29 protein-coding genes and 1 pseudogene are annotated in these 26484 nt (G+C 71.5%); 19 read left to right on the top strand and 11 right to left on the bottom strand.

All coding sequences use genetic code 11. From position 1 onward, the window contains the following. The first annotated feature begins 20 nt into the window (after positions 1-20). From E3Z34_RS06815 to E3Z34_RS06760, 13 genes and pseudogenes are all read left to right on the top strand, one after another. Positions 21-494 (top strand): branched-chain amino acid ABC transporter permease, encoded by a 474-nt coding sequence (locus E3Z34_RS06815; protein WP_158288623.1) that lies wholly within the window; start codon positions 21-23, stop codon positions 492-494. Beyond that, positions 491-817, top strand: a complete 327-nt coding sequence (locus tag E3Z34_RS17640) for an ABC transporter permease subunit (protein WP_158288622.1) — start codon at positions 491-493, stop codon at positions 815-817. The genes E3Z34_RS06815 and E3Z34_RS17640 overlap by 4 nt, the downstream gene beginning before the upstream one ends. After that, positions 814-1470 (top strand): branched-chain amino acid ABC transporter permease, encoded by a 657-nt coding sequence (locus tag E3Z34_RS06810; protein WP_158288621.1) that lies wholly within the window; start codon positions 814-816, stop codon positions 1468-1470. Before E3Z34_RS17640 ends, E3Z34_RS06810 begins: the two co-directional genes overlap by 4 nt. Continuing rightward, positions 1467-2720 (top strand): ATP-binding cassette domain-containing protein, encoded by a 1254-nt coding sequence (locus E3Z34_RS20410; RefSeq protein WP_202977040.1) that lies wholly within the window; start codon positions 1467-1469, stop codon positions 2718-2720. The genes E3Z34_RS06810 and E3Z34_RS20410 overlap by 4 nt, the downstream gene beginning before the upstream one ends. Beyond that, the gene (locus E3Z34_RS18170) at positions 2720-2998 is read left to right on the top strand and encodes an ATP-binding cassette domain-containing protein (RefSeq protein ID WP_170212987.1); all 279 of its coding nucleotides are present in this window, start codon (positions 2720-2722) and stop codon (positions 2996-2998) included. Before E3Z34_RS20410 ends, E3Z34_RS18170 begins: the two co-directional genes overlap by 1 nt. Positions 2999-3164: 166 nt before the next feature. Continuing rightward, positions 3165-4529 carry a UvrD-helicase domain-containing protein gene (locus tag E3Z34_RS06795; RefSeq protein WP_134772999.1) on the top strand — a complete coding sequence of 455 codons (1365 nt, stop codon included), beginning with the start codon at positions 3165-3167 and terminating at the stop codon, positions 4527-4529. Between the two features lie 64 nt (positions 4530-4593). Next, complete coding sequence (locus tag E3Z34_RS06790; protein WP_158288620.1) at positions 4594-5148, top strand: UvrD-helicase domain-containing protein; 555 nt, start codon at positions 4594-4596, stop codon at positions 5146-5148. A 294-nt stretch (positions 5149-5442) separates the two neighbouring features. Continuing rightward, a pseudogene (locus E3Z34_RS20135) lies at positions 5443-5529 on the top strand (hypothetical protein); the annotation flags it as partial. A gap of 187 nt (positions 5530-5716) precedes the next feature. Further along, complete coding sequence (locus tag E3Z34_RS20130; protein WP_134772997.1) at positions 5717-5944, top strand: topoisomerase DNA-binding C4 zinc finger domain-containing protein; 228 nt, start codon at positions 5717-5719, stop codon at positions 5942-5944. Positions 5945-6071: 127 nt separating this feature from the next. Further along, complete coding sequence (locus E3Z34_RS18700; protein WP_134772996.1) at positions 6072-6488, top strand: nuclease-related domain-containing protein; 417 nt, start codon at positions 6072-6074, stop codon at positions 6486-6488. Then, complete coding sequence (locus E3Z34_RS18695; RefSeq protein WP_134772995.1) at positions 6485-6700, top strand: hypothetical protein; 216 nt, start codon at positions 6485-6487, stop codon at positions 6698-6700. The genes E3Z34_RS18700 and E3Z34_RS18695 overlap by 4 nt, the downstream gene beginning before the upstream one ends. A gap of 258 nt (positions 6701-6958) precedes the next feature. After that, the gene (locus tag E3Z34_RS06765) at positions 6959-7435 is read left to right on the top strand and encodes a GNAT family N-acetyltransferase (RefSeq protein ID WP_238695394.1); all 477 of its coding nucleotides are present in this window, start codon (positions 6959-6961) and stop codon (positions 7433-7435) included. A gap of 12 nt (positions 7436-7447) precedes the next feature. After that, the gene (locus E3Z34_RS06760) at positions 7448-8074 is read left to right on the top strand and encodes a DUF4230 domain-containing protein (protein ID WP_134772994.1); all 627 of its coding nucleotides are present in this window, start codon (positions 7448-7450) and stop codon (positions 8072-8074) included. Between the two features lie 8 nt (positions 8075-8082). Here the strand turns inward: E3Z34_RS06760 and E3Z34_RS06755 are convergent, their stop codons facing one another. The 3 genes from E3Z34_RS06755 to E3Z34_RS06745 form a co-directional block, all read right to left on the bottom strand. Continuing rightward, a complete protein-coding gene (locus E3Z34_RS06755; protein ID WP_134772993.1) occupies positions 8083-8412 on the bottom strand; it encodes a type II toxin-antitoxin system PemK/MazF family toxin in 330 nt (109 codons plus the stop codon). 2 nt (positions 8413-8414) lie between these two features. After that, positions 8415-8639 (bottom strand): type II toxin-antitoxin system VapB family antitoxin, encoded by a 225-nt coding sequence (locus E3Z34_RS06750; protein ID WP_238695393.1) that lies wholly within the window; start codon positions 8637-8639, stop codon positions 8415-8417. A gap of 111 nt (positions 8640-8750) precedes the next feature. Next, a complete protein-coding gene (locus tag E3Z34_RS06745) occupies positions 8751-9524 on the bottom strand; it encodes a hypothetical protein (protein ID WP_134772991.1) in 774 nt (257 codons plus the stop codon). Between the two features lie 169 nt (positions 9525-9693). Between E3Z34_RS06745 and E3Z34_RS06740 the strand changes: the two genes are divergently transcribed. Both E3Z34_RS06740 and E3Z34_RS06735 read left to right on the top strand, forming a co-directional pair. Further along, entirely contained in the window at positions 9694-10395 is a 702-nt protein-coding gene (locus E3Z34_RS06740) for a hypothetical protein (RefSeq protein WP_134772990.1), read from the top strand. Between the two features lie 127 nt (positions 10396-10522). Beyond that, positions 10523-10957, top strand: a complete 435-nt coding sequence (locus E3Z34_RS06735; RefSeq protein ID WP_134772989.1) for a universal stress protein — start codon at positions 10523-10525, stop codon at positions 10955-10957. Positions 10958-10969: 12 nt separating this feature from the next. Here the strand turns inward: E3Z34_RS06735 and E3Z34_RS06730 are convergent, their stop codons facing one another. From E3Z34_RS06730 to E3Z34_RS18690, 5 genes are all read right to left on the bottom strand, one after another. Next, positions 10970-12184 (bottom strand): ATP-grasp domain-containing protein, encoded by a 1215-nt coding sequence (locus E3Z34_RS06730; protein ID WP_134772988.1) that lies wholly within the window; start codon positions 12182-12184, stop codon positions 10970-10972. Positions 12185-12188: 4 nt separating this feature from the next. Then, on the bottom strand, positions 12189-13418 hold the full coding sequence (locus tag E3Z34_RS06725; protein ID WP_134772987.1) for an ATP-grasp domain-containing protein: 1230 nt from the start codon (positions 13416-13418) through the stop codon (positions 12189-12191). 44 nt (positions 13419-13462) lie between these two features. Beyond that, a complete protein-coding gene (locus tag E3Z34_RS06720) occupies positions 13463-15289 on the bottom strand; it encodes an NAD(P)/FAD-dependent oxidoreductase (protein WP_134772986.1) in 1827 nt (608 codons plus the stop codon). A 68-nt stretch (positions 15290-15357) separates the two neighbouring features. After that, on the bottom strand, positions 15358-16218 hold the full coding sequence (locus E3Z34_RS06715; protein ID WP_238695392.1) for a M14 family zinc carboxypeptidase: 861 nt from the start codon (positions 16216-16218) through the stop codon (positions 15358-15360). Next, positions 16167-16526, bottom strand: coding sequence for a hypothetical protein (locus E3Z34_RS18690; RefSeq protein ID WP_238695391.1), 360 nt, complete (start codon positions 16524-16526; stop codon positions 16167-16169). Before E3Z34_RS18690 ends, E3Z34_RS06715 begins: the two co-directional genes overlap by 52 nt. A 221-nt stretch (positions 16527-16747) precedes the next feature. On the opposite strand from E3Z34_RS18690, the gene E3Z34_RS06710 reads away from it, so the two are divergent. From E3Z34_RS06710 to E3Z34_RS06695, 4 genes are all read left to right on the top strand, one after another. Continuing rightward, a complete protein-coding gene (locus E3Z34_RS06710) occupies positions 16748-18019 on the top strand; it encodes a M24 family metallopeptidase (protein WP_134772985.1) in 1272 nt (423 codons plus the stop codon). Beyond that, entirely contained in the window at positions 18016-19794 is a 1779-nt protein-coding gene (locus E3Z34_RS06705) for a BCCT family transporter (protein WP_134772984.1), read from the top strand. Before E3Z34_RS06710 ends, E3Z34_RS06705 begins: the two co-directional genes overlap by 4 nt. Before the next feature lie 46 nt (positions 19795-19840). Further along, positions 19841-20626 (top strand): creatininase, encoded by a 786-nt coding sequence (locus tag E3Z34_RS06700; protein WP_134772983.1) that lies wholly within the window; start codon positions 19841-19843, stop codon positions 20624-20626. 104 nt (positions 20627-20730) lie between these two features. After that, positions 20731-21525, top strand: a complete 795-nt coding sequence (locus E3Z34_RS06695) for an IclR family transcriptional regulator (RefSeq protein WP_238695390.1) — start codon at positions 20731-20733, stop codon at positions 21523-21525. 45 nt (positions 21526-21570) lie between these two features. Here E3Z34_RS06695 and E3Z34_RS06690 read toward each other — a convergent pair whose 3' ends face one another. Genes E3Z34_RS06690 through E3Z34_RS06680 form a run of 3 tightly spaced genes read right to left on the bottom strand, consistent with a single transcriptional unit; the run spans position 21571 to position 26484 of the window. Continuing rightward, positions 21571-22941, bottom strand: coding sequence for an L-serine ammonia-lyase (locus tag E3Z34_RS06690; RefSeq protein WP_134772982.1), 1371 nt, complete (start codon positions 22939-22941; stop codon positions 21571-21573). Next, positions 22932-23579, bottom strand: a complete 648-nt coding sequence (locus E3Z34_RS06685) for a sarcosine oxidase subunit gamma (protein WP_134772981.1) — start codon at positions 23577-23579, stop codon at positions 22932-22934. The genes E3Z34_RS06690 and E3Z34_RS06685 overlap by 10 nt, the downstream gene beginning before the upstream one ends. Next, complete coding sequence (locus E3Z34_RS06680; protein ID WP_134772980.1) at positions 23572-26484, bottom strand: FAD-dependent oxidoreductase; 2913 nt, start codon at positions 26482-26484, stop codon at positions 23572-23574. Before E3Z34_RS06680 ends, E3Z34_RS06685 begins: the two co-directional genes overlap by 8 nt.

The raw sequence follows: 26484 nt of genomic DNA, 5'->3' as shown, positions 1-26484 counted from the left end.
GTCCGATCCGGGTCGGGTCGGTGGTGATCCTGCCGCAGTACCTCTGGGTCGTCGGCACGACCGCGCTGGTCGTGGTCGCGCTGTGGTGGTTCCTCACCCGGACGATGACAGGCCGGGCGATGCGCGCCGTGGCGATGAACAAGGACGCGGCCCGCTCGGTCGGCATCTCCCCGAGCAGGATGTCGATGCTGGCGTTCATGCTGGCCGGTGCCCTCGGCGCGGTCGGCGGGGTGATCCTGGCCCCGCTGCAGGCGCCGGACGCCGGCATCGGGGTGGCGCTGGGCCTCAAGGGCTTCACCGCCGCGGTCATCGGCGGCCTGCACTCCCCCGCCGGCGCGGTCGTCGGCGGGCTGAGCATCGGCGTCATCGAGTCGCTGGCCTCCGGCTGGCTGCCCTCGGGCTACAAGGACGCGGTGACCTTCGCCATCCTCTTCCTGGTGTTGCTGCTGCGGCCCCAGGGCCTGCTCCGCTCGGTGCAGGAGGCCCGCGTATGAGCCGCCTGCGCGGGCTGCTCCCGTATGCCGTGTTCGCCGCGGCGCTGCTGCTGGTGCCGCCGGTATTCACCCGCGTGCCCTTCTTCACGATGTCGACCGGCGTGCAGATGGCCGTCATGGCGATCGCCGCGCTCGGCCTCGTCGTGCTCATGGGCCACGCCGGCCAGATCTCCATCGGCCAGGCGGCGTTCTTCGGGATGGGCGCGTTCAGCTCGGCCATCCTCACGACGTCGGCCAACCTGTCGCCGATCGTCGCGATGCTGGTGGGGATGCTCCTGGCCGGCGCGACGGCATACTCGTGGGCCTGGGGATCTTCCGCGTGAGCGGGCACTACCTGGCCCTGGCGACGATCGCGTTCGGGCTGACCCTGGGCTTCGTCGCCCGGCAGGTGAGCATCACCGGCGGCGCCTCCGGCATCTTCGGCGTGCCCGACCTGGCGATCGGCACCATGGCGTTCCGCGACGACCTGTCCTTCTACTACCTCGCCGCGGCGATCCTCTTCGTCGCCGTGGTGCTGGTGCGCAACATGCTCGGCTCGATGTTCGGCCGCTCGCTACTGGCACTGGGCGACTCCGAGATCGCGGCGTCGTCGTCGGGCATCAGCACCGCCCGGCACAAGCGCACGGCCTTCGTCGTCGCGGCGGTCCTCGCGGCGCTGGCGGGCAGCCTGCAGGCGCACTGGATCGCCTTCGTCGACTACCACACCCTCGACCTGCTGCTGTCGATCCAGATCCTCATCATGGCCACCGTCGGCGGGGTCGGGACGGTCTGGGGCGCGGCGGTCGGGTCGTTCATCGTCATCGCGCTGTCGCACGCGGCCAAGGAGACCGCCTCTTGTCTTCCCCAACGTCGGCGGCCAGTTCGAGATCATCGTGTATGGCGTGGCGCTCGTCGTCGTGCTGCTCTTCATGCCAAGGGCGTGGCGGGGACGGTCGCCGACGCCCTGCCCGGACGACGCAAGGAGCAGGCGCTGTGAGCGCAGCTGAGGCCGACGGTCGCCCGGGCGAGGACACCCGCGCCCCGATCGCGATCGAGATCGCGTCACTGACCAAGCGCTTCGGCGGCGTGACGGCGGTCAAGGACGTGACGGTGCGCCACGACGCCGGCGGGGTCGTGGGGCTGATCGGGCCCAACGGCGCCGGCAAGACGACGCTCTTCAACATGGTGTTCGGGGCGATCACCCCCACGAGCGGGACGATCCACCTGGACGGCACCGACGTCACGGGGCTGCGCCCGGACCGGATGAACAAGGCCGGTGTCGCCCGCACCTTCCAGAACCTTCAGGTCTTCGGGTCGTTGACGGTGGAGGAGAACGTGCTCGTGGCCCGCGAGCAGTTCGTGCGGGCCGGTGCCCTGCGCTCCATGCTCGGGCTGCGCGGCGGAGAGGCCGTGCACCGCGCCCGTGCCCGCGAGCTCCTGCAGCGGGTCGGCATGGAGGAGCACGGGGAGACGATGGTCACGTCGCTGTCCTACGGGATGCAGCGGCGGGTGGAGATCGCCAGCGCGCTCGCCTCCGAGCCGCGGCTGCTGCTGCTGGACGAGCCGCTCGCCGGGCTGTCCCGGGCCGAGAGCGCCGACCTGACCGCGCTGATGCGAGATGTCGCCGACACCGGCGTCACGGTGCTGCTCGTCGAGCACGACGTCGCCGCCGTCATGGACGTCAGCCCGGGTCCTCGTGCTCAAGCTCGGCGAGCTCCTCGCCGACGGGCCCGCGGAGCAGGTGCGCCAGGACGAGCGCGTGCGCGCGGCATACCTCGGCGAGACCCTGGACGAGCTGCACGCCGAGGAGGGCACCGCATGAGCCTGTTGGAGGTGACGGACGTCCGGTCGGGGTACGGGCGGATCGAGGCGCTGCACGGCGTCTCACTGCACGTCGACGAGGGCGAGGCGGTGACGATCATCGGCTCCAACGGCGCCGGGAAGACGACGCTGCTCAAGACCATCGCCGGGCACCTGCGGCCGACCGCCGGCCGGGTCGTGCTGGCCGGTCAGGACATCACGACCTGGAGCCCGGAGAAGCGCACCCGCGCCGGCATCGGGCTGGTGCGGAGGGCCGCCAGGTCTTCCCGGCCTGCCGGTCATCGACCACCTGTGGCTCGGCGCCTACACGCGTCGGCGCGACGCGAAGGTCCGCGCCGACGTCGACCACATGCTCGACCTCTTCCCCATCCTGCGCGAGCGGTCCAGCAGCTCGCCGGCACGCTCTCGGCGGCCAGCAGCAACTGATGGTCATCGGCCGGGCCCTGATGAGCCGGCCCAAGGTGCTGCTCCTCGACGAGCCGTCGCTGGGCCTGGCGCCGCTGGCCGTGCACGAGGTCGTCGACAAGCTCGTGCAGCTCGTCGGCGAGGGCACCACCTTGCTGCTGGTGGAGCAGAACGCGCGGGCGGCGTTCAAGGTCGCCTCCCGCGGCTACGTGCTCACCCGCGGCGAGGTCGTCGTCGAGGACGCGGTCGCGGCGCTGCAGCAGGACGAGCGGGTGCGGGCGGCATACCTGGGGAGCTGAGCGGGCGGGGCGATGCCTCCACCAGCGACAGGAACTCTGCTAACGTCCGGCCTTCCGGGCTGTCTCAGCCTTGGACGCAACGTCGCGTCCGAGGTGCGCGTGCCCCGGTTGAGAGCAGGGGCAGGGGGTGCGGCGGGCGTCCCTGGACGATGAGGGGGTGTGACCCATGGCGGTAGCCGTCATGTGGCGTGGGACCACGCCGCACGGTGAGGACTGGGTGCTCGTCCGTCGCAACGACGGATTCGTGCTGCGTCACGGCCCCGACGAGATGCACATCCCCGACTCGGGGGCCGACCGGATCTCGGTGACCCGTCGATGGTGGCGGACCACCGTGAACGTCGCCGGCGTGCCAGACCGAGCCGGGATCCTGCGCGGCCTGTCCGGGGACGAGGGCCGACGCCTCGAGGAGGCGGTGCAGGATGCCCTGTCCAGGTCTCTCGCCGCCTGGACCGAGAAGCTCTCGGCCACGATCGAGACAGCTCGGCGAGACCTCCGGTGGATCACCGAGGAGGAGGTCACCGCGGTGCTCTCCACCCGCCCAGGCATCGCCGACGTAGAACCGGCCGTCGCCGGCAATGCGCTGGGAGCCGGGCCCCTGTGGCTGACCCAGGATGGCACGCGTCGGTGGGTGCGGACGGTCAACGACGAGGTCGCCGCTGCGGTCATCCGGTCCCACCGGCAGTTCTTCGACACGGTCGAGAGCAGCCCGCTGACCCACGAACAGGCCCTTGCCGTCGTGACCTACGACAACCGGGTGAACGTCATCGCCGCCGCCGGGTCGGGCAAGACGTCGGTCATGGTGTCCCGGGCCGCGTATGCCGTGTCCCGGGAGCTGGCCAGGCCGGAGGAGATCGTGCTGCTCGCCTTCAACAAGGACGCCGCCACCGAGCTCCAGACCCGCATCCAGACCCGGTTCGCGGCGGCCGGCCTGCCCGCCGAGGGGGTCGAGGCCACCACCTTCCACGCCTTCGGGCTGAAGGTCATCGGCCGCGCCACCGGTCGCAAGCCGACGGTCGCGCCCTGGCTGACCGACAAAAACGAGCTGGGTGTCCTGTCGGAGATCGTGGCAGAGCTGAAGGCCGCCGACCCCCGGTTCAAGGACGCCTGGGACTGGTTCCGCCTGCTGCTGTTCCACGCATCTGAGGCCCCGTCAGACACGGTGGAGCCCGACGCTTGGGATGCTGCTAACCGCACATCTGGCCTGAAGACCATGGGCGGGAGAGATCGTCCGGAGTCAGGGCGAGCTTCAGGTGGCGAACTGGCTCTTCCTGAACGGCGTGCCTTACGAGTACGAACGGAAATACTCGCACGACGTCGCGGACGCAGAGCACCGGCAGTACCACCCGGACTTCTACTACCCAGACATCGACGTCTGGCACGAGCACTGGGGATTGGACGCGGACGGGAACCCTCCGGCGGACTGGCCCGGCTACGCCGCGGACATGCAGTGGAAGAGGGAGTTGCACCAGGACCGCGGCACGACCCTGTTCGAGACAACCTGGGCCGGCGTGATGGCCAGGACGGACTTTGACCGGCTCCGAGAGGAGTTGACGCGACACGGCATCAGCCTGGACTGGAACCCTGACCGACCGCCCGTGCGGGGCGTCAAGGTGGTGACCGACGTCGACATGCTCCGCCTCGTGCGCACCTTCATGCTGCACGTCAAGGCGAACTCGTTGGACCGGCGAGAGGTCGAGCGACGCCTTGACGCCGGCCGCGTCCGCAACAAGGCCCGAGCCAGCATCTTCCTCGATCTCTACTGGCCCATCCACGACGCCTGGCAGGCACGGCTCGCTGCGGGCGGCTTCGTCGACTTCGAGGACATGCTCGTGCAGGCCGCCGACCACCTCGAGTCCGGCAGGTACGTCAGCCCCTACCGGTTGGTCATGGTCGATGAGCTCCAGGACGCCAGCCAGGCACGGGCGCGGCTCACCCGGGCTCTGGTGGCCCAGCCCGGTCGGCATCTGCTCGCCGTCGGGGACGACTGGCAGTCCATCAACCGCTTCGCCGGCGCCGACCTGAGCGTGGTGACACGCTTCCACAACCGCTTCGGTCCCGGGCCCACGGTGCAGCTGACCCGGACCTTCCGGTGCCACCAGTCGATCACGCACACCGCGGCGCACTTCGTGAGCAAGACCCCGACCAGGTGACCAAGCACGTGTCGTGTCCGTGAACGACCGGCCGATCGACCCGGCCGCGCACGAGGGAGTGCAGGTGCGCACGGTGCCGAGCGCGGCCGAGGTCCCCCGCGCGATCGCCGACTTCCTCGGCCAGCTGCACGACGCCATCCGCGGGGGCGCCATCTCCGCTGACTCGGTGAGTGTCGACGTCCTCGGGCGTTACCACCAGGACCGCAACCTCATGCCTCGCGCCTGTCCTCCGGGCATCCGGCTGGCCTTCCGCACATCCACTCGGCCAAGGGGCTCGATGCCGACTACGTCATCGTGCCGAACCTTTCGTCCGGGTCCTACGCCTTCCCCAGCCGGATCGCGGACGACCCGGTCCTGACGCTCGCGATGACCGGCGGCGACGCCTACCCCCACGCCGAGGAGCGCCGGCTCTTCTACGTGGCTCTCACCAGGGCCCGCCGAGGGGTCCTGCTGCTCGCCCCCGAGCACAACGGCTCCCCCTTCGTCACCGAGCTGATCCAGGACGGGCTGGTAACGAGACGTCGGCCCGAGGCCGGTCGCCACCCACTGCCCCGGGTGCAGGGTCGGGGTGCTCCGCCCGCGGTCCGGACGGACCGGCCACTTCTGGGGCTGCAGCACCTTCCCGGCGTGCACGTACACGTGCAACACCCTGCCCGGTGCCGGGCGGGACCGGCGCCACCGTGGCCGGCATCCGTCGGCCACCTTTCTGAAGGAGGGAAGCAACCGCGACAGAGCCGACTCCCCCGAGCCCGGGCGCCCGCGAGATGCGCCTGCGGTACGCCGGTCGGTGCCGTGAGTGCACCACTGAGCTTCCGCGGGGCACGCGTGCTTCTACGACGCCGGGACGAAGTCGGTCCTCTGCCTGGCCTGCGAACCCCCGGGCGCCGGGGACGCTGGGCGCCGGCTGAGGACACTCGCCGGGGGTGGCCGGGTCGTCCGCCCGCCGAGAGCACGAGCGACGTGTCGCGAAGCGGGAGGAACGGATTCGGCAGAAGCACCCTCGGCTCGGCGGTCTCATCCTGGCTGTCTCGGACGACCCGCAGACCACCAAGGCCTGGGCGACCGGTGCGGTCGGCGAGGAGCGGCTCGGGCGTCGGCTCGACCCTCGCCGGCCCCCTGGGCGGGTGCTGCACGACCGAGGCATCCCGGGGAGCCGCGCCAACCTCGACCACCTGGTGGTCTGTCCGACCGGGGTCTACGTCGTCGACGCCAAGCGCTACCAGGGCAGACCCCACCGTGTCGTCGAGGGTGGCCTGTTCACGCCCCGCACCGAGAAACTGCTCGTCGGCCGACGCGACTGCACCAAGCTGTGGATGGCGGCCTCAAGCAGGCCCGCGTGAGCGGTGCGTTGGGCGACGACGCCGTCGACGTGCGCAGCGTGCTCTGCTTCGTCGAGGCCGACTGGCCGTTGCTGGGCGGCGACTTCGTCGTCCGCGACGTCACCGTCACGTGGCGAGGAAGCTGGCGGCCACGGTGGCGGCCCCGGTCCGCTGACCGAAGAGAGATTGCCGCTGTGTATGGTCGGCTCGCCGGCGCGTTCCCTGCGGCCTGAAGCCGGCGCGCTGACCCCCGGAGAGGGTGACGATGACGGCACGGGACGAGGACGCTCAGCCGGTCGGCGACGCGCTCCCGGGGTGGCGGCCGGCGAGGCGCCCGGGTCCGGCCGTCCTGCCCGGTCGGTACTGCACCCTCGAGCCCCTCGACCCTGACCGGCACGCCGCCGACCTGCACGCCGCATTACTCCGAGGCACTCGACGACCGCGCCTGGACCTATCTATCCTCGGTCCGTTCCGCACCATCGAGGCCTACCGTGCCTGGGCGGTCACCGCCGCGCAGAGCCTCGACCCGCCTCAACTTCGCCGTCGTCGACGCGGCGCGACCGGGCGGCGCTCGGCACCTGGCGCTCATGCGCCAGGACCCGGACAACGGCGTCGTCGAGGTCGGCACCGTCGTCTTCTCGCGCACCCTTCAGCGCACGCCCGCGTCGACGGAGGCGCAGTACCTGCTGATGCGGCACGTCTTTCGAGGACTCGGCTACCGGCGCTACGAGTGGAAGTGCGACAGCCTCAACGCGCCGTCGCGGCGGGCGGCGCTCCGGCTGGGGTCACCTACGAGGGCACCTTCCGGCAGGCCGTGGTCTACCGCGGCCGCAACCGGGACACGGCCTGGTACTCCATGCTCGACAGCGAGTGGCCGCCGAGCGCGCAGCGCCTTCGAGCGCTGGCTGCGCCCGGACAACTTCGACGCCGAGGGCATGCAGCTCGCGCCGCTGGGCTTGTCGCGCTGATAGCCTCCCCGGATGCGACGACGCTGGCCAGCGGTCCTGGGGGCCGTTCTGCTCGTGCCCGTGCTGGTCCTGGCTCTCGTCGGGGCGGCGGGGGTCCTCGATCTCCGGCCGTCCTGGAACCCCTTCGCGGAGGAGACGGTCGACCGCACCGGGCCGTCCGTCCTCGAGTCGCTCACCGAGATCAGCGACTTCCACGCAGCCAGCGGCTATTACGAGACCGTCGTCGACATCGAGAATGACACGAGGTTCGTCCCCGGGTGGATCAGCGGCGAACGGGTCCTCTACGTCGGCAAGGGCACCGTCGACGGGGTGGTGGACTTCAGCGGTCTGGACGAGGAGAGCGTCACCGTGTCCGACGACGGCACGATGGTGTCGATCACCCTCCCCGCCCCCACGGTCGGCACACCCTCCCTCGACCTGGAGGCCAGCTACGTCGTCAGCCACGACCAGGGGATCATCAACCGCTTCCAGGGCTCCGAGCTCGAGCGCGAGGCGCAGCTGAAGGCGGTCGAGCAGATGGAGGCCGCCGCCGGCGGCGAGGACATGCTGCTCGACCTGGCCGAGGACAACACCGAGTCCATGCTGCGAGGGCTCCTGGGCGCCCTGGGCTTCACCCAGATCAGCATCAGCTTCGAGTAGGGCTCCGGTCAGGCGCCGGTGCACCCTGCCGCGACGTTGAGCGCAGTGCAGAGCTGACGCATCGCGTGGTCACTGACCCGCCCCAGCCGACGAGTCAGGACGGCTACGGGGAGGTCGGTGAGCGAGTCCGCCTGCGCCGCGCAGAGGCGATCCACCGGCTCCGCACCTGGCTCCAGCAGCACCTCGCTCGGGAGGCCCCGGATGACCGTGCTGCACGGTGCCACCAGCGCGCGCCGACGCCCGGCGATCGCCGCGTCGCGGCTCACGACGACGACGGGCCTCGCCCCGGCCTCGTCCAGGTCCGCCCACCAGAGCTCGCCTCGGGCTGGAAGTGTCACGGTCACCGCCTGGCGGCGGCGTCCGCGAAGGCCGCGAGGTCACCCCAGTCGTCGCGCTGGTCCACCGGGGTGTCCCGGTAGGCACGCAGGTAGGCCGCGTCGATCTCGGCGGACCGGTGCTGCTGCAGGAGCGCCTCCAGGGCCGCCTCGACCAATGAAGCGTCGGTCCGGCCGGAGAAGATCTTCCGCGCGCGCGCAAGAAGGTCCGCGTCGACCGTCGTGCTCACCCTCACCTTTGCCATGCCACGATCATGCCACGTCTATGCCATGCCGCCATCGCTCCGGCGCGTCACGGCCGAGGAGGCGCCAGAGTCCTCAAGGAAACGGGAAGCCGCCCCTCACCAGGACACGTATGACGCGGTGTTCACGGTGAAACCGTGTCCGGTCACGGGGCTGGCACAGGTGAGCCCGTCCGGTTGCACGCTGCAAGACAGGTTGCCTGCCCGCAGCACCCGTCCGTAGCCCAGGATCGGCACCCGCGTCCCCCGGTCCGTCACGTGGACCTGGCTCTGGTCCACCCACGGGTCGCCGGCCAGGTCCCCGCCTGGTAGGTGCACGATCCCCTCGTGGTGGTTGCACCAGAAGCCCCCGTGCCCGGCATCCTCGAAGAAGTTGAAGTACCACCCGTACCCGTCGCTGGGGCAGAGTCCCATGAGTTCCTCGCCGGGCGGGACGCTGCTCTCCCCCACCTCGCAGGTGACCGTGGCCGCCATACCCCCGGTCGGGGCCGACAAGGAGCAGAAGGCCGCCTGGGCGGGCGTCGTGAAGACCGCCCCCTCCTGGACCACGATCACGTCGCCCGCCGGAGCCGGTTCGGCCGCCGCCGCCTCTTCCTCGGTCGTGGCAGCTGCAGCCTCCTCGGTGGGCGTCGGCGTCGCGGCGGCAGGCGTCGTCGCTGACGCCGCGTCAGCCGTATCCTCGGCGGAGATCTCCTCGGCGGCTGCGGCCGTCGTGGGCGCGGCCGTCGTCCGGTTGGCATCGTCAGGAGTCGGCGACGCCGTCGCCCCGGCGACGGTCGGTGCGTCTTGCGCTGCGTCCCCCTCACAACCTGCCAGGGTCAGCAAAGCCCCGGCCAGGCCGGCGGTCAGCAGACGAGTCGATCTCCTGCGCATGGTCCCCCACCTCTTGGTCTCGGCCAGGACAGTACCCGACTCACGCGGACCCGGACGGATGCGTCGAGCGCGACGAGGAGCGGCGAGGGCCTGTCAGACCCTCCTGGGACGCTGTAGCGACGGATGAGAGGTGGTCGGGATGGTCAAGGGTGGACGACGGCAGAGGTCGGTGACCGAGGACGAGCTGATGCTCGCCGAGCTCGAGGGGGCCGAGTCGGCGAGCGCGACGGTGAGCTATGCCCGCGAGCGGCGCCGGCGCCAGGGTCGCGAGCGTTGGGGTCAGCTCCAGCGCATCGCCGAGGTCTACGGGCTGGGCGAGCTGGACGCCTTCGAGGACGTCCGCCTGAGGGTGCTGCACGAGGTGGTCGCCTACGTCGACGAGCACGTATGGCGTGACGCCCTCGACGACGTGCGCCGGCACATCCTTGAGGACGAGGGGGGCGACGGCTGGTTCCCGGAGCTGGCAGAGCGGCGGCGCCTCGAGAATGACATCCCCGCCGAGCTCTCCTGGGACCTCGACGACAGTCCCGCTCGCTCCCTCGTCGCCCATGAGGATGCCCTCTTCCTGCCGCCACGCCACGCGACCAGCGACTTGACGATGACAAAGCAGGTTGCGGTGGCTCGCGCCCGTGCGCACCTCGTCGGGGAGGGGTCGAGCATGGTCGTCCACGAGGGCTACGTATGCCCCAACCCCTACCTCGACCTCTGGATCGTCGGGCACACCGATCCGGACCACCCCGGGCAGCCCATCGACGGCGGTGGCCCGATCGTTGTGCTCCCCGACGGCCGGACCTACGAGATGGAAGCCGGCCCGGGCCGACCCCGCGAGCTCCTCGGCGCGATCCTGCCGCCGGACGACGAGTGGGAGTGATGAGAGGCCGGGCCCCCGTCTTTCGAGCCCCGACGCCCCGCACCACCGGTCACTACCATGGTGAGTAGCGGATCGGTGCCACCGGCGTCCCCATCCGGCCGAGGCCGGTGCCCGGAGAGGAGACACCATGTCCTACGACAAGATCCTCGTCCCGGTCGCCCCGGGCCACGGTGAGGAGACGACGAGGGCGCTGGAGGTCGCCCGCGCGCTCCTGTCCCCCGACGGGACCATCAGCGCGGTCACGGTGCTGGAGGACCTGCCGCGCTACATGGCCTCCGAGGCCTACGTCGTCGAGCCCGTCTTCGAGGAGAGCCAGCGGGCGGCGGCCGACGAGGTGGTCCAGGAGATGCGCGACCTCGGCGTGGACGTCGTGGTCAGGCACGGCTACCCGGCCCGGGCCATCGTCGACCTCGCGCAGGAGGAGGGCCACGACTGCATCGTCGTCGCCTCCAGCCAGCCCGACTGGCGCCACCTCCTGCTCGGCTCGACCGCCGCGGGCGTCGTGCGCCACGCGCACTGCTCGGTCCACGTGCTGCGCGAGCCGGTGGCGGCCGACGCCTGACGGCATACCCCGTCACTCGGCGTAGAGCTGCAGCTCGGTCGCGAACCTCCTCAGCACGCGCATCAGCTCGTCCAGGTCGGGGTCGCGGGCGATGACCATGCCGTCGGAGAGCAGGGTCGCGCGCCAGTCGCGGCGGGGCGCACCGACCGGCAACAGGTCGACGACGCAGACCTTCTCCCCCTCCTCGCGCAGCAGCCGGTCGAGGCCCTCGATGCGGGAGATCCGGCCCGAGCCCTGCGCCCGCTTGAAGATGCTGGCCGCGTTGTAGCGGTGCTCCAGGGGCGGCGCCGTGCCCGTCGTCACCGCGAGCGCCCAGGTGTGGAAGAGGTCGGCGTCGGTGGCGTAGTTCATGACGTCCACGGTCCGGGCGCCCGGGGGTCGGGCGCCGATCTCACCGAAGACGACCTCGCCGTCGGCCTTGCGGTACCACTCCATGTGGGTGAAGCCGGAGGTGTGGCCGAGGGCCTTCAGAACCTGCCGACCCATCTTGATGCCGTCGGCGAGGTCAGGGTCGCTCGTGTCGCGCAGCGCGATCGTCACGGGGCTGACCCACTCGTGGCTGCGCTGCTCGAGCGGCCGGGGTTGGTACCAGCTGACGTTCTCGAAGAGGATGTCGCCGCCGCCGCAGACGGTGTCGTGGGTGAACTCCTCCCCCTCGATGAACTCCTCGACGCTGACGCGGCGGACGTGGGCGAGCATCGGCTGCACCTCTGCCAGCCGTGAGGGGGTGTCGACGCGGTAGGTGTCGGCCGAGCCGGCGCCGTCGACGGGCTTGACGATGAGCGGGTAGCCGACGACCTCGGCCGCCTCCCAGACCTCGGCGACGGTCTCGGCGCCGGCGTGCCGGGGGGTGCGGATTCCGGCGCCGTCCAGCGCCTTCTTCATCAGCTCCTTGTCGCGGAAGCGGGTCGCCTGCTCGACGCTCATGCCGGGCAGTCCGAGGTGCTCGCGGATGGTCGCGGCGAGGACGACGTAGGGCTCCCAGAGGCACTCGACACGGTCGATCCGCACGTTGCGGGCGAGCCCGGTCAGCGCCTCGAGGACCCGACGGGTGTCGGCCAGCGGCACGTGCTCGTAGTGCGCCAGGTGGTCGCGCGCCGTGCCCGGCATGGCGCTGACCGGCTGGTCGCCGATGCCGATCACGGTCGCGCCGGTGCGGGCGAGCGCGCGGGTGAAGGACCCGATCTCCAGCGGGAAGCCGGGCGAGATCATCAGGACGTTGGGCATCGCCCTACTCCGCCTCGACCAGCTCGACCCGGACGCGCGAGACGATGAGGTCGAGGGCCTCGCGGACGACGTCGGTGTCGCGGTGGCGGACGGTGACGAAGCCCTCCCCCTCGTAGGTGCCGGACGCCGGCGTGCCCGGCCGCGGGATGCGGGAGTCGACGACCATGTCCCCGAGCCGGCGGCCCACCTCGTCCAGGCCGTGGACCGCCCGGACCCGGCCGCGCCCCATACCCCGGAGGTATGCGGTGCCGCACGCGTGGACGCGGTCCGGCCGCTCGAACTGCTCGAGGGTCATCAGCCGGGCGTAGAGGTCGAAGAAGTCGACGTCGTGGGCCAGGCCGATCATGCTGGCGAGCTGGGCGCCGGGCGGGCGGGCGCCGACCTCGGAGACCGCGACCGAGCCGTCGGGCCGGGCGAACCACTCCATGTGCGAGATGCCGGTGCGCACGCCCAGCGCGGTGAGGGCTGCGGGCCCGACGCGGTGGATCTCGCGGTACTCCGGCCCGTCGATCGCGTGCGGCAGCACGACCTGCCACTGCATCCACGGGTTGCGCAGCACCTCCAGCGGCGGGGGGACGTAGTCGGCGATCGAGGAGAAAAGGGTCTCGCCGTCGAGCGTCACCGAGTCGAAGGTGTGCTCGCGGCCGGTGAGGTACTCCTCCAGCAGCCACGCCTCGCCCGCGTCGCGCCTGGCCAGCTCGAGCCAGGCGTCGACGTCGGCGCGGGTGTCGAGCCGGAAGGTGGCCTTGGCTCCGGCGCCGTCCGGCGGCTTGGCCACGACGGGCAGCCCGACGAGGTCGAGGAAGGCGAGCGCCTCCTCTGTCCGGTGGACCAGCTGGTGGCGCGCGCAGGGCAGCCCGGCGGCGCGGAGCACGGTCTTCATCTGCGCCTTGTCGCGCACGTTGCGGGCGCTCTGCTCGTCCATGCCCGGTATGCCGAGTGCGTTCCGGACCTGCGCGAGCGGCACCTGCAGCTGCTCCAGGATGCCGACGAGCCGCTCGGCCTCGCCGACCTGCGACCGCAGCCCGCGGACGGCGTCGGCGATCTGCTGCGGGTCCAGGCCGTCCGTGACCTGCCAGTGGCCGGCGACCGCGTCCTTCAGCTCGGGATCGAGCTGGTCCCAGGGCGTGGCGGTGATGACGGCGAGGCGGACCCCCGGCACGCGCGCTGCGGCCAGGACGAACCGGCGGGTGGCTTCCAGGAGGAACGGCGCGACGAATGCGGCGGTGACCATGGCCGATGGTAGCCAGCGCCCATGGTCACCGCACCCGGTCGGGCTCAGCTGAGGTGGTGCACCTCCTGCAGCCGGTAGACCGGAGTCTCGATCCCCTCGAACCGGGCCTTGAGCTGCAGGGCCAGGTAGAGGGAGTAGTGCCGGGACTGGTGCAGGTTGCCGCCGTGGAACCACAGGGCCTCCTGCTGCGTGGGCTTCCACATGTTCCGCTGCTCGCCCTCCCACGGGCCCGGGTCCTTGGTGGTGTCCGAGCCCAGACCCCAGACCTTGCCGACCTTGTCCGCCACCTCCTGGCTGATGAGGTCGGCCGCCCAGCCGTTCATCGACCCGTAGCCCGTAGCGTAGACGACGAGGTCCGCCGGCAGCTCGGTGCCGTCCCCCAGCACGACCGCGTCCTCGGTGAGGTGATCGACCTGTCCGTGGACGAGCTTGACCTCGCCGTCCGCGACCAGCTCGGCGGCGCCGACATCGATGTAGTAGCCGGAGCCGCGCCGCAGGTACTTCATGAACAGACCGGAGCCGTCCTCGCCGAAGTCGAGCCAGAAGCCCGCCTTCTCCAGCCGGTCGTAGAAGTCCTTGTCCCGCTCCTTCATCTGCTCGTAGAGCGGGATCTGGAACTCGTGCATGATCCGGTAGGGCAACGAGGCGAAGGTCATGTCGGCCTTCTCCGTCGTCACCCCCGCCGCCAGGGCCCGCTCGGAGTAGAGGTCGCCCAGGCCGATGTCCATGAGCGTCTCGCTCCTGACGATGTGCGTGGAGCTGCGCTGCACCATCGTCACGTCCGCGTCGTGCTCCCAGAGCGCCCCGCAGATGTCGAAGGCGGAGTTGTTGCTGCCGATCACCACGACCTTCTTCCCCGCGTAGGCGTCCGGGCCAGGGTGGGCGGACGAGTGCTGCTGGTCGCCCTTGAACACGTCCTGGCCGGGGATGTCAGGGACGTTCGGCTTGCCGGACATCCCCGTGGCCAGCACGAGGTGCGTGGGGCGCAGCGTCAGCGGCTTGCCCTCCCGCTCCACCTCGACCAGCCACTCCCCCGCGTCCTCGTGGTAGGTCGCGCTCGTGGCCACGGTGCTGCCCCAGTAGGGCACCTCCATGATCTTGGTGTAGGCCTCCAGCCAGTCGGCGATCTTGTCCTTGGGGGCGAAGACCGGCCAGTTGTCGGGGAACTTCAGGTAGGGCAGGTGGTCGTACCAGACCGGGTCGTGCAGGCACAGCGACTTGTAGCGACTCCGCCACTGGTCGCCCGGTCGGGGGTGCTTGTCGATGACCAGGGACGGCACCCCGAGCTGTCGCAGCCGGGCGCCGAGGGCGATGCCGCCCTGCCCACCGCCGACGATAAGCACGTAGGGCTGCTCGGCGCTGCCGAGGCTCTCCACCTCCTGCTGGCGCCGCTCCAGCCAGGTCAGGCGGTGCTTGTCGGCACCGTGCTCGGCACCCATCGGCCGCCGCGTGCCACGCGGCTCCTCATACCCCTTGAGCTCCTGAAGCGCCGTGAGGAAAGTCCAGGCACCCTCGTCCGTGAGTCGCAGCAGCCCGTTGCCGCGGCCGACCGCCGTCTCGTCGAACTCGAACCACGCGGTCACGACCCCGTCCCCCTCCGTCGGCGGCTCGGTGGTGCCGAAGCCCGATGGACGGGTCCGGTTCAGGGTGTGCCGCAACAGGTCGGCCACCCCTTCGCGGTCCTCCACCGTCGTGATGTTCCAGGAAAACGCGACAAGGTCGCGCCAGAACGACGTTGGGGCGAACAGCTCGGCCGCCAGCTCCACGTCGCCGGCGGTCAACGCGTCCTCGAACGCGGAGAACCAGGCGTCGACGCGCGACTGCGGGTCAGTGGGCCCCGACGTCGTCGTGGGCTCGAGGGTCTGGGTCATGGTCGCTGCCTTCCACTCCGGTGTGTGACCCACAGCACATTACGCCGACGACGTCTGCGCGGGAAGGCTCACTCCGCCGGGATGATCCCGCCCCAGTCGGTGAAGTACCGCAGCACCGGCGTCCCAGGGATCTGGTCGTGCCAGATGTCCGGGTCGACCTCGAAGACGCTCCCGTCGGCCAGGCCGTCGAGCCAGGCCGTCATGCCGAGGACGTTCTGCCGGACGAACTTGCCGCGGGCCTTGTGCCCGATGCTGCCGTCGCTGGTGTTGCCCGAGGTCTCGAAGAACACGGCCGGGTTGCTGTGTCCGGTGTGGTTCAGGCCGCCGTAGTCCAGGCCGAGCATCATCGCCGAGACGACACCGCCGCGGATGTCGATGACGGTGCCGTAGCCCACGTCGTACTTGTCGATGCCGATGAAACCGTAGTCCTTGGTCTCCAGCCACACGTGACTCTGCATCTGCCGGGTGAGCACGTCATACTCCCCGTCCTGGATGCCCGGAAGGGTCGGTCCGCCGGGTGCCAGCGAGATGCCCAGGGAGAACGTGATCGCCTCCCCGGTGTCCCGGTCGCGCTTGAGGCCCTGGTGGTGGATGTCCAGCGCGTACGCCGGCTTGACCATCGTCCAGTACTCGTACCACGCCAGCGACTCGCGCGCCACGAACGCGGTCGGCGCCCAGTCACGGTTGAGGTCGATCCTCTGCTGGTTGCCGTTCGCGTCCAGCCGCGGGGTGTCCGTCGCCCGGTCCCACAGGATGGTGTGGCGGATGTTCATCTCCGACCCGTCCGGGTTGTAGACGGGGATGAAGTGGACGGTGAACTCCTCGCGGATCTGCCGCCACTGCTTCGCCCCGCTGGTCGCCAGGCTCTTCAGCACGCTCAGGATCCCGTCGAGCCCATAGGGCTCGTTGCCGTGGATACGGCCCTGCACCCAGACCGCCGTGTCCCCGCTGCCCGGGGTCGCCACATACGGCTCGCGCCCTGCTCCGAGAGCGACTCCTGGGTCCCGATCTCGCTCAAGGTCTTCACCGTCACCGGGTAGCGGCTGGTCCGCGCCAGCTTCTCCAGCTCGGCGACCATGTCGCCGTAGGAGCGGATGGCGTCCAGCGGCGGGTCCTCGCTCGGCGGGGGGAAGGTCGGGTCCGCGTAGGCGGCGCCGGCCCCGGTCAGCGGGCCAGCCAGGGCGGCGAGGGCCCCCCACCCGATGACGGAACGACGTGAGATCGGGGCGTGGGGCATGACCGGCTCCTTCGACGGTGGATGTGTCCCGCCCACGCTAGACACGGGACGGTCAAGACCGGGTATGCGCCCGGTCAAGGTTCGGTCAGCATGCCTGCCCGAGGGCCGATGTGTCGGGCCGACCCCGGTCAGGAGAGGGGTCTTGACGACACCCCTCGGTGCTGCGTATCGTGCAACCAAGTTGCAGCACACGCAACCTTCACCGTCGAAGAAAGGCCATCATGTCGACCTCCACCCTCCCCACCCTCGGCACGAGCTCCGCCTCGTCGGTCAGCGAGCTCGAGCGGCTCAAGGTGCTGCACAACGGCGAGAAGCAGCCGCTGACGTTCTCCGACGCCGAGTTCGAGCGTCGGCTCACCGGGCTGCGGCAGATCATGGCGGAGAAGCAGCTGGACGCCGTCGTCCTCACCAGCTACCACGGCATCAAGTACTACTCCGACTTCCTCTTCACCTACTTCGGCCGCTCCTACGCGATGGTCATCACCCACGACGACACGGTGACCGTCACCGCCAACATCGACGCAGGCATGCCGTGGCGCACCTCCTACGGCGACAACGTCGTCTACACCGACTGGCGGCGCGACAACTTCTACTTCGCCATCTCCGAGGCCCTGCGCCAGCGCGGCGTGACCCCGCGCCGCGTCGGCGTGGAGGACGACACGCTGCCGGTGCTGCAGCGCCAGCGCCTGCAGGAGGCCGTCAGCGGCGCCGACCTCGTCGACGTCTCCCAGGACGCGATGCGCCAGCGGATGCTCAAGTCCGCCGAGGAGATCGAGGTCATCAAGCACGGCGCCCGCATCGGCGACCTCGGGGGCGAGGCCATCCGCGCCGCCATCCGCGAGGGCGTCACGGAGTATGAGGTGGCCCTGGCCGGCACCGAGGCGATGGTGCACGAGATCGCCCGCACCTTCCCCCACCGCGAGGTCCGCGACACCTGGGTGTGGTTCCAGTCCGGCATCAACACCGACGGCGCGCACAACTGGGCCACCACCCGCCGCCTGCAGCGGGGCGACATCCTCTCCCTCAACTGCTTCCCGATGACCTCCGGCTACTACACCGCCCTGGAGCGCACCCTCTTCCTCGGCGAGCCCGACCAGCGCTCGCTGGAGCTGTGGAAGGTCAACGTCGAGGTGCACGAGGCGGGCCTGGAGCTCATCAAGCCCGGCGCCGTGTGCAAGGACATCGCCGCCGAGCTCAACAAGATCTACGTCTCCTACGGCCTGCTGCCCAACCGCACCTTCGGCTACGGCCACTCCTTCGGCGTGCTGTCGCACTACTACGGCCGCGAGGCCGGCCTGGAGCTGCGCGAGGACATCGACACCGTCCTCGAGCCCGGCATGGTCGTCTCGATGGAGCCGATGATCACCGTGCCCGAGGGCGAGCCCGGCGCCGGTGGCTACCGCGAGCACGACATCCTCGTCGTGGGCGAGGACGGTGCGGAGAACATCACCAAGTTCCCGTACGGCCCCGAGCGCAACATCGTGGAAGCATGAGCAGCGGGGCCCTGAGCGGGGCGCCGGTCGGTGCCCCGCCGCACGACCGGCACGGCATACCCGCGGCGGAGGAGGAGGTGGTGAGCACGCCCCCGAGCCCCAGCCCGGAGGGTCCCCGCCGTCGAGCGCGGGCGAGGGTGGCCCTGCCGCGCTTCCGCGGGCAGGACATGCCGCCGCTGGACCGCGCGATCATCAAGGCCCTGCCCCCGGTGCTCATCATCGCCGCGATCGTCGCGGTGGTCTCCGACCCCGAGGGCGCCGCCGTCGTCATCGGCCGGATGCGCACGTGGGTCACCTCCGGCTTCACCTGGTTCTTCATCGCCTACTCCCTGATCACCGTCGTGCTCTGCGTGTGGCTCTCGGTGAGCAAGGTCGGCTCGGTGCGCCTGGGCGGCCCCAAGACCAAGCCGGTCCACGGCCGGTTCGCGTGGTACTCCATGCTCTTCGCCTGCGGCCAGGGCATCGGCCTGATCTTCTGGTCGGTCGCCCAGCCGATCCTGCTCCGCGAGGGCGCACCCGTCGTCCCGGTCGGCGGCTGGGCCCCCGAGGGCGGCCTGGTCTGGACCTACTTCCACTGGGGCCTCACCGCGTGGGCGATGTACTGCGCGGTGGCGGTCTGCCTGGCCTACTCCCACCACAACCTCGGCAAGACCCTTACCTTCCGCGAGGCGACCGTCGACATCCTCCCGGCTCGCGTGCGCCGCCCCGCCGGCGTCGTGGTCGAGCTCCTCGCGATCATCGCCACCGTCCTGGGCCTCGCCACCAGCTTCGGCTTTGCGGCCCTGCAGTTCACCTCCGGGCTCACCTCGTTCCTGCCTGTGGAGTCCTCCCCCCTGCTGTGGCTCGGCGTCATCGCCACCCTCGGGCTGCTCGCCTCGATCTCGGCCTTCCTGGGCGTCAACAAGGGGATGAAGCGGGTCAGCGAGACCAACTCGGTCCTCAGCATCGTCCTGGTGGTCGGGGTGTTCGTCTTCGGCCCGACGATCTTCATCCTCTCCACGATGGTCCAGACCTTCGGCTCGTTCGTGCAGTACTTCGTGCCGATGAGCTTCTGGACCGACGCGCCGCTGGCCGGCGGCGCCCTCGACTCCTGGCAGGACTCGTGGAACGGCTGGTGGACGGTCTTCATCTGGTGCTGGGTCATCGCCTTCTCCCCCTTCGTGGCCGGCTTCATCGCCCGGATCTCGCGGGGCCGCACCATCCGCGAGTTCGTCATCGGGGTGACCGTGATCCCCTCGGTCATCGTCATGGTCTGGGTGGCCGTCGTCGGGTCCGCGGCCCTGCACTACGACGACCGCACCGACGGCTCGATCTCGGCCGACGTCGCGGAGAACACCTCCAGCGGGCTGTTCTCGATGCTGACGATGATCCCGTATGTCGGCGGCGGCCTGCTGGTCGTGGCGACCGTCCTGGTGGCGACCTACTACGTCACCAGCCTCGACTCGGGGACGCACGCCCTGGCCGAGTTCGTCTCCGCCCCCAAGCAGTCGGGCCCGTGGTTCCGCGTCGTGCTCGTGGTGAGCATCGCCTCGGTCGCCACGATCCTGCTCTCGATCGGCGGCACCGCGGTCGTCGACACCGTGCAGACCGGCACGATCATCGGCGCGTTCCCGTTCTCCTTCGTCATCCTGCTGATGTTCGCCAACCTCGTCCGCCGGCTGCGCTCGCGCGACCGCGAGGTCAAGCAGCTGGAGAAGGAGGTCAACGACCCCCGCCCCCTCCCCGGGGACGAGGAGCTGATCGCCCAGCAGCTCACCCCGCCCGAGCAGCGCTGAGCGCGCCTCCACCACCCGTCCCGACCCACAGATCAAGGACCCCGCCGTGAGCCCGCTCCCCCCCGGCACCGTGCACCTGGCCGACGTCGACGCGCACCGCCTCGTCGAGTGGCTCGACGGCGGCCCCCGCACCGTGATCGTCCCGGCCGGGGCGCTCGAGCAGCACGGCCCCCACCTGCCCCTGGGCACCGACGCTCTCCTGTCGGGCCGCATCGCCGCGGCCGTCGCGGGGCAGGTGGGGGCGCTGGTCGCCCCGACGTTCAGCTTCGGCTACAAGTCACAGCAGAAGTCCGGCGGCGGCGACCACCTCACCGGCACCACCAGCCTCGACGCGCAGACGCTTATCCAGCTCACCCGCGACGTCGTCGGCTCGCTGCTGCGCCAGGGGGTGCACCGGGTCGTGCTGCTCAACGGCCACTACGAGAACTACCAGTTCCTCTACGAGGGCGTCGACCTCGCCCTGCGCGACCGCGGCATCACCGCCGGCGACGACCGGTGCGTCCTGCTGCTCTCCTACTGGGACTACGTCTCCGACAACAGCCTGGCCGCGGTCTATGGGGACGCCTTCCCCGGCTGGGACGTCGAGCACGGCGGCGTGCTCGAGACCTCCCTCATGCTCCACCTCGAGCCCGGCTCGGTCTGGCTCGACCGCGCCCCGGACCACCCCCCGGCCCGGCCCCCCCGCTTCGACCGGCTGCCCGTCGTCCCTGACCGCACGCCCTCCTCCGGCTGCCTGTCGGCCCCCACCGGCTCCAGCGCCGAGCACGGCCGCCTGCTCCTGGAGCAGGTCGTGCGCGACCTGTCGGCCGACCTGCGCGCCGAGCTGGGGTGAGCCCGCCCGCCGCAGGCGCTCCCGCGGGGCACAATGGGCCCGGGCCGTCGGATCTGCGACGCCCCGCCGCCGACCGACCCGACCGACCCGGGAGAGGGACCGCCGTGACCCCCGCCAAGAACGACCCCCGCTCCGGGTCGGTGATCTCCACGATGATGGCGGTGCTGCGCTGCTTCGACAGCGAGCACCGCCACCTCGGCGTGGTCGAGATCGCCGAGGGCACGGGCCTGCACAAGAGCTCGATCTCCCGGCTCATGAGCACCCTGGAGGCCGAGCGCCTCGTCGAGCGCGACCCGGTCACCCGCCGCTACAGCCTGGGCCTGGGCCTGCTCTCGGTCGCCGGCACGCTGCTGGCCGACCTCGACGTGCGGCGCGCGGCATACCCCCTGCTCGTCGAGCTCGCCGACCGCACCGCCGAGTCGTGCTCCCTCATGGTGTGGACCGGTGACCAGGCGGTGTGCGTGGAGCAGGTGCCCAGCTCGCAGACGATCAAGCACACGACGGCGATCGGCACCACCTACGGCACGACCGCGAGCAGCTCGGTCAAGACCTTCCTGGCCGAGCTGGGCCGGGCGGAGGTCGAGGCGCTGCTCACCGGCTCTCGGCTGGAGCTGCAGGGCCACCGCTCCCCCGCCCGGCTCCACGAGGACCTCGCGCGCGTCGCCCGGGAGGGCGTGGCCGTCAACGACGGCGACACCGACCCCGGGGAGGTCGGCGTCGGCGCCCCCGTGCGCGACCACCGCGGCGTGGCCGTCGCGACCGTCCTGGTCTCGGCGCCCCGCTACCGCACCGACGCGCAGCGTCTGGCCGAGCTCGCGGAGCACGTGCGGTGGGCCGCCACGGAGATCACCCGCGGGCTCGGCGGGCAGAGCGTCCCCCGCGCGGTCGGCCAGGGCTGACCGGGCCGGCCCGCGCGGGGCGTCCTTGCACTCCTGCAGGCCCGCTCAGCACTCGATGACGTTGACGGCCAGGCCGCCGCGGGACGTCTCCTTGTACTTCACCTTCATGTCCGCACCGGTCTCGCGCAGGGTCTTGATGACCTGGTCGAGCGAGACGGTGTGCACGCCCCCGCCGTGGCGGGACAGGCGGGCGGCGTTGATGGCCTTGACGGAGGCGATGGCGTTGCGCTCGATGCAGGGGATCTGCACCAGCCCGCCGACGGGGTCGCAGGTCAGGCCGAGGTTGTGCTCGATGCCCACCTCGGCGGCGTTCTCGACCTCCTCCGGGGTGCCGCCCAGCACCTGGGCCAGGCCGGCGGCCGCCATCGCGCAGGCGGAGCCCACCTCGCCCTGGCAACCGACCTCGGCCCCGGAGATCGAGGCGTTATCCTTGATGAGGATGCCGATCGCCGCGGCCGCGAGGAGGAAGTCGACGACCCCGTCGTCGTCCGCACCGGGGACGAAGCGGTCGTAGAAGTGCAGCACCGCCGGGATGATCCCGGCCGCGCCGTTGGTCGGCGCGGTGACGACCCGACCGCCCGAGGCGTTCTCCTCGTTGACGGCCAGGGCCCACAGGTTGACCCAGTCCATGGCGTGCAGGGGGTCGTCGGCGGCGTGCTCCTGGGTGAGCCGGGCCAGCAGCCCGGGGGCCCGCCGCGGCACCTTGAGCCCGCCGGGCAGGGTGCCCTCGCGGGCGCAGCCGGTGGCCACGCACTCGCGCATGACCGCCCACACGTGCAGCAGCTGGGCGCGGGTCTGCTCCCACGGCCGGAACCGCTCCTCGTTGACCCGCATGACCTCGGGGATGCTGAGCCCCGAGGCCCGGCACATCGCCAGCAGCTCGTCACCGCTGGTGAAGTGGTAGGGCAGCGGGGTGTCGTCGACGACCACCCGGTCGGCACCGACCGCCTCCTCGTCGACGACGAAGCCGCCGCCCACGCTGTAGTAGGTCCGCATCCGCAGCAGCTCGCCAGCGCCGTCGAAGGCCTCGAAGGTTATCCCGTTGGGGTGGGCGGGCAGGGACCGGCGCCGGTGCAGCACCAGGTCCTCCTCGCTCCACGGTATGGAGTGGCTCCCGTCGAGCAGGATCCGCTCCTCGGTGCGGATCCGGGCCACCCTCGGCTCCACCGAGGTCGTGTCGACGCTCTCGGGGTCCTCCCCCTCCAGGCCGAGCAGCACCGCCCGGTCGGAGTGGTGCCCGCGCCCAGTGGCCCCGAGCGAGCCGTAGAGCTGGGCGCGCACGCGCACCGTCGGCTCCAGCAGGCCGTCCCGCGACAGCCCGGCGACGAAGCGCCGGGCCGCCCGCATCGGGCCCACCGTGTGCGAGGAGGAGGGCCCGATGCCGACGGAGAACAGCTCCAGTGCGCTCAGCGCCACAGCGCCTCCCCCGCCGGGTCGGCGAACTCGCTCATGCCGTCGAGGAGCCAGCGGCCCAGGTGCTCGGCGAAGGAGCTCCGGGGCAGCACGCGGTAGGTGCTCCCCTCGACCCGCCAGACGAGCGCCGGGATGCCGGCGACCAGGGTGGCGTGGGCGCGGCCCTCGGGCCACGCCGAGTCGTGCAGGTCCATGGCGACGCTCTTGGCGAGCACCGACGCGGCCCGGGGGCCGCTCAGCTCCAGCGTCGTCCGGTTGCTGCTGACGTCGACCGCCTGCCCGCGGTCGCTGCCGATCCCGGCCGCCAGGTCGGCAGCCGCCGCCGCCGGGTCGAGGCTGCCCTCCGGGCTCCAGGTGAGGAACTCGTCCGGTCCGAGCCACAGCACCGAGCGCCCGTCGGCGCCGCCGACCTGCCCGACGCCGGCCGGGAGCGGGCACCCGAGCTCGACCTCGACCCGCCGGGCCGCGGCCGAGCCGGGCTCGACGCGCACGGCCGTCATCACGGCATACGCGATCTCGCGCAGGCTCACCTGGGCGGTGCTGGCGCGGGTCATCTCCTCGGCCAGACCCTCGGCGGGGCTGCGGCGCAGCGCCCGCACGTCCTGGGTCGTGGCGCGCGGCTCCTGGATCGTGTCAGCCATCACGGCGTGCTCCTTCCTTGTCGTAGACCACGCTCTCGGCGATCTCGCACTCGACGGCGGCTCCACCGACGACGGCGCTGACGCGCTCGCCGATCCGGTCGTGGCCGCCCTTGATGAGGGCCAGGGCGAAGGGGCGTCCCAGCGCCTGGCTGTGGTAGCTGGAGGTGACCCAGCCGACCATCGGCACCGGCCCCTCCTGCGGGGTGAGCGGGGTGCCCGCGTCGATCACCTGGGTGCCCTCCGGCAGGAAGGTGCTCCCGTCGACCGGGTGCAGGCTGACCCACTGCTTGCGCACGCCGCCGGTGTGCGAGAGGCGCTCGTAGGACCGCCGGCCGACGAACTCCTTCTTCTTCGAGACGATCCAGTCCATGCCGAGGTCCTGCGGCGTGACGGTCCCGTCCGTGTCGTGACCGACGATCGGGTAGGCCTTCTCGGCGCGCAGCACGTGCATGGCCTCGGTGCCGTAGGGGGTGATCCCCAGGTCGGCACCGGCCTCGGCGACCAGCTCCCAGGTGGCCAGGCCGTACCAGCTGGGCACGTTGATCTCGAAGGCCAGCTCGCCGGAGAAGGTGATCCGGCAGATCCTCGCCTCGAGCCCTGTGGACAGCGTGGTGTGGCGCAGCTCCATGAAGCCGAAGGCCTCCCTGGACACGTCCAGGTCGGGCGCCACCCGGGCGATGACCTCGCGCGAGCGTGGCCCGGCGACGGCGATCGTGGTCCACTGCTCGGTCACCGAGGTGCAGGTGACGTCCAGCTCGGGCCACTCCGTTTGGCTCCACTCCTCCAGCCAGTCGAGCACCTTGGCCGCCCCGCCGGTGGTGGTGGTCATGAAGAAGCGGTCGTCCTCCAGGCGGAGGGTGACGCCGTCGTCGAAGACCATGCCGTCCGGGGTGCACATGAGCCCGTAGCGACCCTTGCCGACCGGCAGCTGCAGGAAGGCGTTGGTGTAGAGGCGGTTGAGGAACTCGGCCGCGTCGGCGCCGCGGATCTCGATCTTGCCCAGCGTCGAGGCGTCCATGAAGCCGACGTTCTCGCGCACGGCCCGGCACTCGCGGGCGACAGCGGCCTCCAGGTCCTCCCCGTCCTGCGGGTAGTACCACGGCCGCTTCCACTGCCCGACGTCCTCGAACTCGGCACCGTGCTCGACGTGCCAGGGGTGCACGGCGGTGCGCCGGATCACGTCGAGCAGGTCGCCGCGGTGCCGTCCGGCCAGGGCCGCGAAGGCCACCGGGGTGTAGGGCGCCCGGTAGGTGGTCGTGCCGATCTCCCCGGGGCCGGTCGGCCGGCCCAGGCCCTGGACACCCTCGGCGCCGCCCTCGCTGAGCAGCCGGGCGACCAGGCCGCTGGTGATGACGTTGGAGGTGCGGCCCTGGTCGACACCGGTGCCGATCGCCGTGTAGCGCTTGACGTGCTCGATGTTGCGCATCCCGGCGCCGAGCGAGCGGACGACGTCGGCGACGGTGTTGTCGCGGTGCAGGTCCACGAAGTGGGTGGCCCACGAGCCGTCCGGGGCCGCGACGGCCCACAGCTCGCACACCGGCCCGCACACGGCCCGGCGGGCGTGGTCCCCGACACCGTCCTGCGGGTATGCGGTGCCCCCGGCCGCCCAGCGGCCGGCCTCGGCACCCTCCCGGACGCACAGGCCGGTGTCGTAGGTGCCGCGCAGGGCACCGACGGGCAGCTGGCCCTCGACGTCGGGCACGGCGACGAAGCCGACCAGCTCGGCGTCCCACCGCGTGCCTCCCTTGCGCTGGGAGTGCAGGTGCACGGTCGGGGACCAGCCGCCGGAGACGGCCAGGACGTCGGCCTCGAGCCGGGTGGCTTGCGCCGCGGGCTCCCCGTCGTCGTCGAGCGTGGCGACGAGCACGCCCTCGACACGCTCCTCCCCCAGCGCCTGGACGACCGCGCTGCCGAGGTGGACCTCCACCCCGGCCGCACGGGTGGCAGCGGTGGCCGGACCACCCTGCGGCCGGGCATCGACGACCTGCACGCGGGCGCCGGCCTCCACGAGCTCGACGGCGGTCGTGTAGGCGCTGTCGTTGGTGGTGGCCACGACGACCTGCCGGCCGGCCAGCACGCCGAAGCGGGCGAGGTAGGTGGAGACGGCCGAGGCGAGCATCACGCCAGGGAGGTCGTTGCCGGCCAGGACCAGCGGCCGCTCGGTGGCGCCGGTGGCCAGGACCACCCGGCCGGCGGTGATGCGCCACACCCGCTGCCGGGAGACGCCGGCGGGCACCGACGCGGGGTCGAGGTGGTCGGTGCGCCGCTCCAGCGCCATGAGGAAGTTGTTGTCGTAGGACCCGAAGACCGTCGTGCGGGGCAGGACGGTCACCTCGGGGTCGTCGCGCAGCTCCTCCTGCACGGAGGCCACCCAGACGGCGGCGGTCTCGCCGTCGACCTGCTCGGCGGGGTGCGAGAGCAGGGTGCCGCCGAGCACGGGCTCGCGCTCGGCGAGGATGACGCGGGCCCCGCTCCTGGCCGCCTCGCGGGCCGCGGCGAGCCCGGCAGGGCCGGCCCCCACGACCAGGACGTCGCAGTGCGCGTTGACCGCGTCGTAGAGGTCGTGGTCGGGGGTGGGGTCGAGCACCCCGATGCCGTCCTCGAGGGTCACCACGAGCCCGTCGCGGACCTCGACCTGGGTGGCGGGCAGCATCGACTCGGCGGGGCGGCCCTCGCCGCCGGCGACCCGCACGAAGGCGTTCGGCTCGTCGGCGCTGGCCGTGACGACACCGCGGGGACGGCCGCGGTAGATCGAGTTGCCGACGCGCAGCTGCCCCGCGGCGAGCAGGGCGGAGGCCACCGTGTCGCCGGGGTGCGCCGTGATGGGACGACCGTCCACGGTGAGGGTGATCGTGCAGCTGCGGTCGACGAGGCCGCCGTCGGTGGTGCGCTGGGGCTGGGCCAT

Origin of the sequence: Ornithinimicrobium flavum, from assembly GCF_004526345.1 — a bacterium.
In the GTDB taxonomy this organism is placed as follows: Bacteria; Actinomycetota; Actinomycetes; order Actinomycetales; family Dermatophilaceae; genus Ornithinicoccus; species Ornithinicoccus flavus.
This window is presented reverse-complemented; position numbering and strand designations above follow the sequence as displayed.